General features: G+C 46.4%; 15 protein-coding genes. 1 reads left to right on the top strand and 14 read right to left on the bottom strand.

Features of this window, described 5'->3' with window-relative positions:
* Nucleotides 1–105 precede the first annotated feature (105 nt).
* The 9 genes from EDC16_RS10285 to EDC16_RS10245 form a co-directional block, all read right to left on the bottom strand.
* Entirely contained in the window at nt 106–1635 is a 1530-nt protein-coding gene (locus EDC16_RS10285) for an ABC transporter permease/substrate-binding protein (protein ID WP_132967766.1), read from the bottom strand.
* Complete coding sequence (locus EDC16_RS10280; protein WP_208857790.1) at nt 1632–2372, bottom strand: ATP-binding cassette domain-containing protein; 741 nt, start codon at nt 2370–2372, stop codon at nt 1632–1634. Before EDC16_RS10280 ends, EDC16_RS10285 begins: the two co-directional genes overlap by 4 nt.
* Nucleotides 2373–2505: 133 nt before the next feature.
* Entirely contained in the window at nt 2506–3282 is a 777-nt protein-coding gene (locus tag EDC16_RS10275; RefSeq protein WP_132967764.1) for a M48 family metallopeptidase, read from the bottom strand.
* Nucleotides 3283–3306: 24 nt separating this feature from the next.
* A complete protein-coding gene (locus EDC16_RS10270) occupies nt 3307–4083 on the bottom strand; it encodes a M48 family metallopeptidase (RefSeq protein ID WP_132967763.1) in 777 nt (258 codons plus the stop codon).
* 84 nt (nt 4084–4167) lie between these two features.
* Nucleotides 4168–4695, bottom strand: a complete 528-nt coding sequence (gene ppa, locus EDC16_RS10265; RefSeq protein ID WP_132967762.1) for an inorganic diphosphatase — start codon at nt 4693–4695, stop codon at nt 4168–4170.
* Nucleotides 4696–4858: 163 nt separating this feature from the next.
* Nucleotides 4859–6226 carry an adenylosuccinate lyase gene (gene purB, locus EDC16_RS10260; RefSeq protein ID WP_132967761.1) on the bottom strand — a complete coding sequence of 456 codons (1368 nt, stop codon included), beginning with the start codon at nt 6224–6226 and terminating at the stop codon, nt 4859–4861.
* Between the two features lie 24 nt (nt 6227–6250).
* On the bottom strand, nt 6251–6874 hold the full coding sequence (gene hflD / locus EDC16_RS10255; protein WP_132967760.1) for a high frequency lysogenization protein HflD: 624 nt from the start codon (nt 6872–6874) through the stop codon (nt 6251–6253).
* Nucleotides 6875–6995: 121 nt separating this feature from the next.
* Complete coding sequence (locus tag EDC16_RS10250; RefSeq protein ID WP_176551956.1) at nt 6996–7532, bottom strand: phosphoribosyltransferase; 537 nt, start codon at nt 7530–7532, stop codon at nt 6996–6998.
* A complete protein-coding gene (locus EDC16_RS10245) occupies nt 7529–7891 on the bottom strand; it encodes a GNAT family N-acetyltransferase (RefSeq protein ID WP_157330482.1) in 363 nt (120 codons plus the stop codon). The genes EDC16_RS10250 and EDC16_RS10245 overlap by 4 nt, the downstream gene beginning before the upstream one ends.
* Nucleotides 7892–7929: 38 nt before the next feature.
* Between EDC16_RS10245 and EDC16_RS12905 the strand changes: the two genes are divergently transcribed.
* Complete coding sequence (locus EDC16_RS12905) at nt 7930–8064, top strand: hypothetical protein (RefSeq protein WP_255296792.1); 135 nt, start codon at nt 7930–7932, stop codon at nt 8062–8064.
* Here EDC16_RS12905 and mnmA read toward each other — a convergent pair.
* The 5 genes from mnmA to nqrE all read right to left on the bottom strand — a co-directional run bounded on the left by mnmA (nt 8057) and on the right by nqrE (nt 12486).
* Entirely contained in the window at nt 8057–9247 is a 1191-nt protein-coding gene (mnmA, locus tag EDC16_RS10240; protein WP_132967758.1) for a tRNA 2-thiouridine(34) synthase MnmA, read from the bottom strand. The two genes, EDC16_RS12905 and mnmA, sit on opposite strands and share 8 nt — an antisense overlap.
* 84 nt (nt 9248–9331) lie before the next feature.
* Nucleotides 9332–9559: a (Na+)-NQR maturation NqrM gene (nqrM, locus tag EDC16_RS10235; protein WP_132967757.1), complete on the bottom strand. Its 228-nt coding sequence runs from the start codon at nt 9557–9559 to the stop codon at nt 9332–9334.
* A gap of 14 nt (nt 9560–9573) precedes the next feature.
* Nucleotides 9574–10629 carry an FAD:protein FMN transferase gene (locus tag EDC16_RS10230; protein WP_132967756.1) on the bottom strand — a complete coding sequence of 352 codons (1056 nt, stop codon included), beginning with the start codon at nt 10627–10629 and terminating at the stop codon, nt 9574–9576.
* Between the two features lie 21 nt (nt 10630–10650).
* Complete coding sequence (nqrF, locus tag EDC16_RS10225; RefSeq protein WP_132967755.1) at nt 10651–11874, bottom strand: NADH:ubiquinone reductase (Na(+)-transporting) subunit F; 1224 nt, start codon at nt 11872–11874, stop codon at nt 10651–10653.
* 15 nt (nt 11875–11889) lie between these two features.
* Nucleotides 11890–12486 carry an NADH:ubiquinone reductase (Na(+)-transporting) subunit E gene (gene nqrE / locus EDC16_RS10220; RefSeq protein ID WP_132967754.1) on the bottom strand — a complete coding sequence of 199 codons (597 nt, stop codon included), beginning with the start codon at nt 12484–12486 and terminating at the stop codon, nt 11890–11892.

The raw sequence follows: 12486 nt of genomic DNA, 5'->3' as shown, positions 1-12486 counted from the left end.
TTACTTTCATTATTGTATCTAATTTACCCGCTGACGTAAATCAGAATTTTGGGTCAATGAGGAGAAAAGTCAACTCGAACAGATTGATTTTTCATATCGAGCATCTTATTCTTGTAATAATCCGTGGCTTAATAAATATTGGCGCGCAACAGCCTTTGCTGATTGATTTTCAACCTTGACAGCAAAATTCATCTCTATCATCTGTTGTTCGCTGATTTTATTGGCGAGTTGATTCAAAATAGCTTCTAATTGTGGATATTTTTCCAATGTTTCCGCGCGTAGCAACGGTGCTGCCTGATAGGCTGGAAACAACTGCCTGTCATCACGTAACAACGTCAAATGGTGCTGTTTTATTTCACTATCGGTCGAATAGGCATCGGCAATTTGTGTTTCATTATTCAATAGGCTTTGATAACGCAACGCCGGTTCCATCGTTTTGACCGTTAAATTCAGCCCATAACGAGATTTCAAGCCCTGATTACCGTCTTCACGATCATTAAATTCAAGGGTAAAACCGGCAACCGCACTTTGCTCAACCTTGCGCAAATCAGAGATTGTTGCCAGCCCATGCTGCTGAGCATATTCATTTTTCACTACCACTGCATAGGTATTCTGAAACTGCATCGGTAACAGATACACTAAATTATCTTGCTGTTGAATCTGTGTTTTAGCATATTGATATACGGCATTCGGTTCTGTTTCAGCAAAGCCTGAATTCGGCAGCAAGGTCGTCACAATCGTGCCGCTAAATTCAGGGTAGATATCAATATCGCCACGCTTCAAAGCGTTATATAAAAAAACAGTTTTGCCGAAATTAGGCTTCAATACCACTTTTATATCTGAATTGGCTTCGATCAATTGTTGATACAGATTGATTAAAATATCCGGCTCACTCCCCAATTTTCCGGCAATGATCAGCGTATTATCATGCTGCTTGCTCTTAAAAAAAGCACCGTCGACCGTCAAACTGCCAAGCACCAGCAAAAGTGCGGTCACAAAAATAATTCCGATGGTTTTCAGTCGCAACCGTGCTAAATAACTGATGGCATAGTGCGCCAACATTGCCAACAAGGCGGAAGAAAATGCACCGATTAAGATCAATGCACTATTATTGCGGTCAATGCCCAATAAAATGAAACTGCCTAAGCCACCAGCACCGATCAACGCCGCCAATGTTGCAGTACCAATCACCATCACGGTGGAAGTGCGGATGCCGGCAATAATCATTGGCAATGCCAGAGCTAAACGATATTTTTTCAATTTTTCAAAGGAGGTCATGCCAAAGGCTTCGGCGGCTTCTTCCAGTGAGGGGGCAATTTCTCGTAATCCGGTATAGGTGCTGTTCAGAATAGGGAAAATCGCATATGCGACCAGTGCGATAATGGTCGGCAGTTTACCAATACCGACCAATGGGATCAGCAATCCCAACAGGGCTAAAGACGGAATCGTTTGCAGGATGCCGCTTAGTTGCAATGACCAATTGGCAGCACGTTGATATTTTTCTAATAATACTGCCAGCGGCAATGCTATTAATACCGCTAACAGCACCGACAATAACGATAATTGCAAATGGACTAAAATCGCTTGCAGCCATTCTTGTTGACGGCTAACCAATGTGGTTAGAAAATCGCTCATTCTGTCCTGCCTACGGCTTCAACCGGTTGGAAAAAACGCAGTACATAATCATTCGCCGGTTGTTGCAAAATGGTTTGTGGCGTGGCAAGCTGCTGCAAAATACCGTCTTTCATCACGCCGATTCGATCACCTAATTTCAAGGCTTCTTCTACATAGTGGGTAACAAAAACGATGGTAGAGGCAAACTCACGGTGAATTTGCAGAATCAAATGCTGTAATTCCAAACGAGAAAGCGGATCTAAAGCACTAAAAGGCTCATCCATCAGAATAATTTTCGGTTCGGCAATAATGGCTCGCAAAATGCCAATTCGCTGCTGTTCGCCGCCGGATAACTCAGCGGGCTTGCGTGTAAGATAGTCGAGCGGCAACTGAACTTTTTGTAATAATTCACGCGTGCGTGCGCTAATCCGCTTTTTATCCCAGCCCTTTAATGCCGGAATCAAGGCAATATTTTCTGCCACCGTCATATTGGGAAATAGCGCAATTTGCTGCAAAACATAGCCCATTTCTAAACGCAACCGACGTTTGTTGTACTCACGACTATTTTTACCTGCAATAATAATTTCACCACCGTCTTTGTCGATCAATCCATTCAGCATTTTCAATAGTGTTGTTTTGCCGCTGCCGCTTTCACCCACTAACACGAAAAACTCACCGCAATGGATCTTCATGCTGACATTTCGTACCGCTATTTTATCCGCATAGTGTTTACTGACATCTTGTAGCTCGATCATCATGATCTCCGTTTTCGGTGCTAAAGGTTGCAACAACAAAAATTAGGCGCTCAACCATAAGAGTTGCCCCTCGCTCAGCTGTCGCAAGCTTAGCAACGACAATATAAAAGTGCGGTTAGGTTTGAGTTCAATCCAACTAATCAGTTGTTGCTTGTTGAGTGTGCCGATAAATGTCCAATGCTTGCGGTAATACCTCTGCCAAATTGGCTTCTCGTTCGGCATAGGCGGGGTGTGTCGAAGCTAACTGGCGTAAAAATCCATTATTGTCACCGGAAAACTCATACATTTTTGTCCACAATGCCTTGGCAGCATTTGGATTATAACCGCCTTCCGCCATAATCAGCAGCCCCAATCGATCCGCTTCCAGTTCATTGTTGCGCGAATAAGGTTTATTCACTGCATATTCCGGCGCCAAAACCACCGCACTCCCGGCATAATTGACTAAACTCGAGGCTGCCACTGAGCCAAACAAACCAAGTGCATAACTGGCTCGACTGATGTTTACCTGATGTTTGCCATGCTCTTTGACGACATGCGCCATTTCATGCGCTAAAATCAGCGCCAATTCATCATCACTTAATTTTAGAACTTCAATCAGCCCAGTATAAATGACCATTTTTCCACCGGGCATTGTCCATGCCCCGGCTTCTTTTGGATTACGCAAGACTGTTATCTGCCAATCGAAAGCGCTGCCACTCTGATTGCTTTTCTCCGCAATCGGGTGCAAACGAGTAAAAACCCGTTGTACTCTGAGCGCTAATTCAGAGTCGTGCTCCACCACGCCGAACATTTCCATTTGATTGACCATGCGCTGATAACTTTTGGCGGAACGCTGATTCAGACTTTCGCTGCTGGTGCAACCCAACAGCGAAAATAACAGCACAACCACCACCCAAAAACGGGCGTATCTCATGATTTATACCGTTCCATTAACTTATCAACCGGCTTTATTTGATTTTTTATATAATTCCAGCGCATCCGGCATCAGCTTACGCAAATTGGCTTCACGCGCTGCATCGGTCGGGTGGGTGGACACCAGCCCTTCCAATGCACCACCAGAACCACCACTGGCAGCACTCATTTTCTGCCACAGGCTGATCGACGCTTCAGGATCATAACCGGCTTCCGCCATCAGCAATAAACCGATCTCATCCGCTTCGGTTTCATTGCTGCGTGAAAATGGTTTATTCAAGCCGTATTCTTGCGTCAAACCGACAACCGTACTGAAATCATAACCGGTGGCAGCAGATAGTGCGACATTACCAATACTGCCCAAAAGACCGGTCGCCATATTAAAATTCACTTTTTGCTTGCCGTGCTCTTTCAGTGCGTGCGCCATTTCGTGCCCCATCACCACCGCAATTTCGTTATCATTTAATTTCAAACGCTCCACCAAGCCGGTATAAAACATCATTTTTCCACCCGGCATCGCCCATGCGTTCAATTCATTATTTTTCATCACCGAAATCTGCCACTGAAACGGCACACCGGTGTCATTGGCTTTTTCTGCATACGGTTTGATTCTCTGGAAGACTTTTTGAATCCGTTTTGAGGTTGCCGAGGACGTATCAATCACCCCCTGCTGCTTCATTTGATTAATCGTTTGAGTATAACTGCTAGCCGCTTGCTGGTTAATGGTTTGGGTGTCGGCACAACCTGCCAAGCCAACAGATAACATCAACACCAAGGTCATTGCTTTGAATTGCTTTCTCATCATTAACTCCTGATTATAAAAAAATACCGCACTTTTTACAAAGCGCGGTATGAAATCAACCCATTCATATTACATGAAACGGTGTTATTTCTTGGCACGCTCAAACGAGGTTTTAATCTCTTCACGCGCTGCTTCAACACCTTCCCAACCGTCAACTTTCACCCATTTGCCGGCTTCCAGTGCTTTGTAGTTTTCAAAGAAATGCTGGATTTGCGCTTTCAGCAACGCCGGCACATCGTTAATGTCTTTAATGTGATCGTACTCTTTGCTCAATTTGCTGTGCGGCACGGCAATCAGCTTGGCATCCGAGCCCGCTTCATCGGTCATTTTCAACACCCCGACCGGACGGCAACGGATCACCGAGCCAGGAAGTAATGGATAAGGCGTTGGCACCAGCACATCAACCGGATCACCGTCTAACGACAGCGTATTGTTGATATAGCCGTAGTTCGCAGGATAGAACATGGCAGTTGCCATAAAACGATCGACAAACACCGCACCGGAGTCTTTATCTACTTCATATTTAATTGGATCTGCATTGGCAGGGATTTCAATCACCACATAAATATCATCTGGCAGTTCTTTACCGGCAGGGACTTTTTCTAAACCCATGTTATATTCCTTTTTCAATTTGTGAATGTCAATAAACTTGCTGAATTATAGCCTTAATCTTTTGCTTTTGTCGAGAAAATCAAAACCGAGAAGAGCAAAGCCTCGAAGATCGTAGCAGGGAGAATCAAAGTGCGGTCACGCAGACCGCACTTCACAGCTGAAGCTATAATTTCTCCACCAACTCAACCGCTGCGCCAATATAATTCGCCGGCGTCAGTTGTTTTAAGCGCTCTTTTTCGGCGTCAGGAATAACCAAACCATCGATAAACGCCTGCATAGCCACCGCGTCCACGCGTTTGCCACGAGTCAGCTCTTTCAATTTCTCGTACGGTTTTTCAATACCATAACGGCGCATCACGGTTTGAATCGGCTCAGCCAGCACTTCCCAGTTTTGATCCAGTTCGGCACGCAAATGCGCTTCATTGACCTCTAACTTGCTGATGCCTTTGCTGCTGGCGGCATAGGCGATCAGGCTATAGCCCAAGCCAACCCCAAGATTGCGCAACACAGTCGAATCGGTGAGATCACGCTGCCAGCGAGAAATCGGCAGTTTTGCACCCAAATGCGCCATCACCGCATTGGCCAAGCCCAAATTGCCTTCGGAGTTTTCAAAGTCAATCGGATTGACTTTGTGCGGCATGGTTGACGAGCCTATTTCACCGGCAATCGTGCGCTGTTTGAAGTGATTCAGGGCGATATAACCCCACATATCACGGTCAAAATCGATGATAATGGTGTTAAAACGTACGATATTATCAAACATCTCGGCAATATAGTCATGCGGTTCGATTTGCGTGGTATATGGATTCCAAGTAATCCCCAAACTTTCGACAAATTCTTGGCTAAAGCTGTGCCAATCGATATCCGGATAAGCCGACAAATGGGCATTATAGTTGCCCACCGCCCCATTGATTTTGCCGAGAATTTCGCTTTGTTGCAGTTGTTTCAGCTGGCGCTGCAAACGATACACCACGTTCGCCATTTCTTTACCGACGGTGGACGGCGACGCCGGTTGTCCGTGGGTGCGCGACAATAGCGGAATGGTTTTAAACTGCCCTGCCAAGCCTTTGATTTCGCTGATTAACTTCTGCCACGCCGGCAAAATCACCTCATCACGTGCGGTTTTCAGCATTAAGGCATGCGATAAGTTGTTGATGTCTTCCGAGGTACAAGCGAAATGGATAAACTCGCTCACCGCCGCCAATTCAGGCAACGCTTCGGATTTCTCTTTTAAGAAATACTCCACCGCTTTCACATCATGGTTGGTGGTGCGCTCAATCTCCTTAATCCGTTGCGCATCGGCAAGGGAAAAATCCGCCACGATCTGATTCAAATAATCGTTTGCCTGTGGCGAAAGAACAGCAACTTCAGCGATTTCAGCAGTTGCCGCTAATTTTTGCAACCAACGGACTTCGACCTCCACCCTAAATTTCAGCAAACCAAACTCACTGAATATTGAACGTAAACTGGCGGCTTTGTCTTGATAACGGCCATCAATCGGCGAAAGTGCGGTTAAAGCATTAAGTTCCATTAAAGAAAACTCCGTGTGATGAAATTAAAGAGAAGAATAAATCTGTTGTGCATGTTGATAATATTTATTACGGCTGAACAACAATTTCAGGCGCGAACCGCCCAATTGGCGCCACAAGACCGCCGAGCGAATACCGCACAGCAAAGTGGCACGCACCCGATTTTGAATCGCTGTTTGCTGCAAATACACCGGCGAACCTTTCACTTGAATCTTCGCCCCCAGCGGACTGATCACATCAACATAAATCGCCGCAATACTCGCGATCATCTGTTCATCAAGCAGCTCAAAATGTTGTAGCTGGCGATCCAAGCCTTGAATACGGCTGCCCAATAGCTGCTTGCTTTGTGGGTTCTTTTCCAGCTTGGCTTCCAATGCGATCAAACTCATCCAATAGCGCCCGACATTAATGTCCATCTCACCCTTGGCTCCGGAAACCTGCTCCAGCAAGGTGCTCAGTCCCAGCTTTAGATTGTGCGGATCGTCACCGTAAACGTCCAACGTGGATTTTGGTGAGGTGTTGATTAATGATTTCAGCGACACCGCAAATGCCGCTTGATCGGCACTGCCCTGCTCCGAAAATTGCCGCACCAACTTCGCCGCCTGACAAACACCGGCCAGGGCAAGGGTAAGATCGTGATAGTCTGTCATGGGGGGTAAAATCATCCTTATATCGATTCGAAAATCTCTATCAAACTGACAAAACTATAGCACTGTTCCACTGGTTTTAAAAGTTTACAATATTACTGCCCCATTTGAGCAAACTTCAATATTAAACACCCGCTTTAACCAGCTGCGCCACAAACGGTAAATTACGCCATTTATGTTGCCAAGGCAAGCCGTAGCCAACCAGCAGATCGTCGTTTTGCATTTCGTAGGCGTAATATTGTTTCACTGGGATTTCAACTCGTCCCGGTTTAACAAACAAGGTGGCGATGGCGAGGGATTTGGGGGAGAAAGTTTGCAGGTGTTCGACCAAGCGCTTCATGGTGCCGCCGGATTCAATGGCGTCATCAATTAAAATCACATCGCGGTTTGTAATCGCAATATTCTGGTGGTACACAATCTCGGATTGATTTTGTCGGTCGCCCGGAGTGTGCGGGCAGGAGATGTAGTCCATTTCGATTTCGAACGTGAGTTTTCTGACCAGATCCGCAGTAAATAAGATCCCGCCCGGCACGACGGTGATCACCACCGCACTTTGATTTTGTGAATGCTGATATTGTGCATTTAGCAAGGCTGCGACTGTTGCCACACCCTGTTGCACCGCACTTTCACTCAATACCACATCACCAATAGTCGTTGTCATTCTGTTTCCTCTGTCTGGCTAAAATCTTTCGAATAATAATTCAACGCTGTTTGCCAGATCCAGCCCTGTTTTGCCCAAAAAGCATTGCCGCTTTGGTTGTCAGCGAAGACTAACAAGCGGGCTTTGCTGATCTGTTGTTGTGCCAATTGTTGTTCTAAGCGCTGTAAAAGTGCGGTGCCGATGCCTTTGCCCTGAACGTTTTGCGCCACTGCCATGTGGTAAATCGTGGCGCGGCGGCCGTCGTAGCCGCACATAATCACACCGAGCAGTTGCTCAGCTTGTACAGCGACAAAATTCAGTTCAGGATTGAAAGCAAGAAACGCGGCAATGGCTTGTTCGTTGTCATCCTGCGCACTCATGCCCATGCCGGCGGTGTTGCGCCACAGTTCGGCAACAGATGCGTAATCGTCCGCTGTTTGGGCTTACCGCACGCTTGCGTGCGGTCGTTCGGCAACAGATGCGTAATCGTCCGCTTGCATCGGGCGAATGGTGTAAAGTGCGGTTGGCATTCGGTTATCACTCACTTACTTAATCGCATTTTTAACCGCACTTTCGATAATGCCGCCGCCTAAGCAAACTTCGCCTTGATAAAACACCGCCGATTGTCCCGGTGTCACCGCGATTTGTGGCTGGTCGAAGCGCACTTCGATCTTATCATCGCCAAGCGGCAAAATTTCACAGGCAATGTCCTCTTGGCGATAGCGGGTTTTGACCGTACAACGCAGCGCTTGGCGAATCGATTCTCGATCGACCCAATGCAGCTGTTGCGCAATTAAGCCGCTGGATAATAATGCGGAATTATCCAAGCCTTGCGCCACGATTAGCGCATTGTTAACCAGGTCTTTCTCGACCACATACCACGCATTTTCGTCTTTGCCTTTCACCCCGCCAATCCGCAAGCCCTTGCGCTGTCCGAGGGTGTGATACATCAAACCGTCATGTTGCCCGATCACGTCGCCCTCAAGGGTTCGGATCTCTCCCGGTTGTGCCGGCAGATAGCGTGCTAAAAAGTCCTTAAATTTGCGTTCGCCGATAAAACAAATCCCGGTCGAATCTTTTTTCTTGGCGGTGATCAGCCCCAGCTCTTCGGCAATTTGGCGCACTAGCGGTTTTTCCAATTCACCGACCGGAAACAGACTTTGCGCCACTTGTTGATGACTCAGGGTGTACAAAAAATAGCTCTGGTCTTTGTTGTTGTCCAAACCACGCAGCAGTTGCACCTTAGCGCCGACCGCACTTTGGCTGCTTTCGTCAATAACCGAACGACGCACATAGTGGCCGGTGGCAATATAATCCGCCCCCAGATCTTCGGCGGCATACTCCAGAAAGGCTTTGAATTTAATCTCTTTATTGCACAAAATATCCGGATTGGGCGTGCGCCCTGCCTTATATTCGGTTAAGAAATGCTCAAATACATTATCCCAATATTCAGCGGCAAAATTGATTTTGTGCAACTTAATTCCCAGTTTATCGCAAACGGCTTGCGCATCAGCTAAATCGGTTGCGGCGGTACAATAGTCGCTGTCATCGTCCTCTTCCCAGTTCTTCATAAACAGCCCTTCTACCTGGTAGCCTTGCTGCTGCAAAATATAGGCAGAAACGGAAGAATCAACACCACCGGACATGCCGACGATCACTTTTTTGCCAGCGTTAAGCGCTTTTTGCGCCTCGCTAAGCGGGTTTAATTTCTCAAAAGTTGCTGACATTAAGGTCATTGAAAATCCAATCGTTTGACATAAAAGAGTAGTTTAGGGATATCGAAGGTCGAGCAGCAATCGCTGACCTTCGATACGCTTGCATTAGATAATGCGTTCCTGCTGTTGCAGCTTTTGCTGCCTGGCGGCTTCAGCGGCCATTTTAGCTTTGCGGTTTTCGCAAGGTTCCGGACAATCACACACTTTCTCCAAGCCTAAGCTGGCGATACCGCCACAACTGCCGTGAATCGATTTGCGCTTAACCCAATAACCAATCGACATCGCCAAAATAACCAAGACGAAAAAGCCAAAGGTAATCAAAAATAGTTTCATTCTCTCTCCTATTATTATTGTGCCAACATCGGTTTGAACGCTGATGACATTTTAATCTCAAAGCCATTATTTGTCTTGATGATCAGGTAAACCGCCAACTTATTTTTTTCGGCAATCTCCAGTGCTTTATCGGCACCGAGTACGAAAAGTCCAGTTGCCAAGCCGTCAGCAGTCATACAAGAAGGCGACAAGACTGTGATTGAAACCAAATTATGCCCGATCGGTTTGCCGGTCTTCGGATCAATTTCGTGCGAGAAACGCACACCGTCCTGTTCGAAATAGTTGCGATAATCGCCCGACGTCGCCATGGCCATATTTTGCAGCCCGATAATTTGCTGTACCGCTCTTGAACCGTCAAACTCCGGTTTTTCGATGGCGATTTGCCAGGCTTTTCCCTCTTTGTTCAAGCCCTTAGCCCGCACTTCACCACCGATTTCAACCATATAGTGCTCAATATGCAACGAATCCAAATAACTGGCCAATTGGTCGACACCAAAGCCCTTGGCGATTGCAGACAGATCAATGTATAAGTTTGGTACGCTTTTACGCAGTTGGTATTGCCCGTCTTGTTTATCCAGATGCAACTTCTCAATTCCGACCCAGGTGCGCCGATCTTGAATCTCTTGCTCTGTCGGTGCTTTGTCAGGGCGGTTTTCCGGCCCGAAGCCCCACAAATTGACCAGTGGTCCGACGGTAATGTCCAAAGCACCCTCGGTCACTTGGTTTAAGCGAATGGCTTCCTCTACCACCTTACCAAATTCCGGCGCTATTGCAAACGGTGTATCTGCTTGCTGTAATTGATTGAAGCGTGAAATTTCCGAGTCTTTTTGATAGGTCGACATTTGACGGTTCACTTCTTGCAAAGTGCGGTCTAATACCTTTTGTACCTCATCCGGTGACGGTAAATCCAATTTACTGTCAGCCAAATATTTTACATTATAAGTAGTTCCCATGGTTTTGCCGCCAAAAACCACTTCCGTACTGTGATCACCACAGGCAACCACACTGAAACTAATAAAAAAGGCTAGCCCGATACGGGCCAGCCAATAACTTACTTGTTTTAATAACATTTTTTTATTCCAAAATGGTTATCAACCGCCAAAGTCGTCTAAGAGGATATTCTCGTCTTCAACGCCCAAGTTTTTCAACATGCGGATTACGGCGGCATTCATCATCGGCGGTCCGCACATATAGTATTCACAATCTTCCGGTGCTTCGTGGTTTTTCAGATAGTTTTCATACAATACGTTGTGGATAAAGCCGGTGTAGCCGTCCCAATTATCTTCCGGTAACGGATCGGACAAGGCCACATGCCATTTAAAGTTGTCATTTTCCGCTTGTAAACCGTCAAAATCTTCCACATAGAACATCTCACGTTTGGAACGGGCGCCATACCAATAGGTCATTTTACGTTTGGATTTCAAGCGTTTTAACTGATCAAAGATATGCGAACGCATCGGTGCCATACCGGCACCGCCACCGACAAATACCATTTCGGCATCGGTCTCTTTGGCGAAGAATTCACCAAACGGTCCGGAAATGGTGACTTTATCACCGGCTTTTAATGACCAGATATAAGACGACATCTGTCCCGGAGGTGCATCAGGCTGTTTTGGTGGCGGCGTTGCAATCCGCACGTTCAACATGATGATCCCTTTCTCTTCCGGATAGGATGCCATTGAGTAAGCACGTGTGATCGGCTCATCCACTTTAGAAACATAGCGGAATAAATTGAATTTATCCCAATCTTCACGATACTCTTGCGGCACGTCAAAGTCGCTGTATTTGACAGTATGCGGATCAGCTTCAATCTGAATATAACCACCGGCACGGAACGGGACTTCTTCGCCTTCCGGAATTGCCAATTTCAACTCTTTGATAAAGGTCGCTTTGTTGTCATTAGAAATAACGGTACATTCCCATTTTTTCACGCCGAAAATTTCCGGCTCGACTTCCACTTCCATATCGGTTTTGACGTTAACCTGACATCCCAAACGCCAGCCTTCTTTGGCTTCTTTTTTGCTGATATGGGAAAGTTCGGTTGGTAAAATATCGCCACCGCCATGTAATACTTTTACCTTACATTGACCGCAAGAGCCGCCGCCGCCGCAAGCAGAAGATAGGAAAATACCTTCGCTCGCCAATGCGCCTAATAACTTGCCGCCCGCAGGCAGTTTAATCGCTTTGCTCGGATCTTCATTGATGCCGATAGTAATGTCACCGGAATTGACCAGTTTGGATTTGGCGAACAGAATTAACACCACCAATACCAGCACGATCACGGTAAACATTGCGATACCTAAAATGATTTCCATCTGCTATTCCTCTCTTTACAACTGAATGCCGGAGAATGACATAAAGCCAAGCGCCATCAAGCCGACCGTGATAAATGTAATTCCCAAGCCACGTAAACCTTTTGGCACATCGGAATATTTCATTTTTTCGGTCAACCCGGCTAAGGCAACGATGGCCAACATCCAGCCAGTGCCCGCTCCGATACCGTAAACCACGGATTCAGCAAAATTATAATCACGTTGTACCATGAAGGACACGCCACCGAAAATCGCACAGTTTACTGTGATCAACGGCAGGAAAATCCCTAAGGCGTTATACAATGCCGGGAAATATTTATCTAAAATCATTTCCAGAATTTGTACCAAAGCCGCAATCACTCCGATAAAGGTAATAAAGTTAAGGAAACTGAGGTCAACACCTTCAACCAAAGCACCGTCTTTTAAGATTAGGTTATACACCACGTTATTGGCCGGTACCGCAATACCCAATACCACGATAACCGCGATGCCCAAACCAAAAGCTGTCGATACCTTTTTCGATACCGCCAGGAAAGTACACATGCCAAGGAAGAAAGCCAGTGCCATGTTTTCGATAAAAATCGAACGCACAAAAAGACTGATATAGTGTTCCAT

The organism is Testudinibacter aquarius (genome assembly GCF_004342725.1).
GTDB lineage: Bacteria > Pseudomonadota > Gammaproteobacteria > Enterobacterales > Pasteurellaceae > Chelonobacter > Chelonobacter aquarius.
Note: the sequence above shows the minus strand (reverse complement) of the source record. Positions and strands in the feature narration are given on the sequence as shown.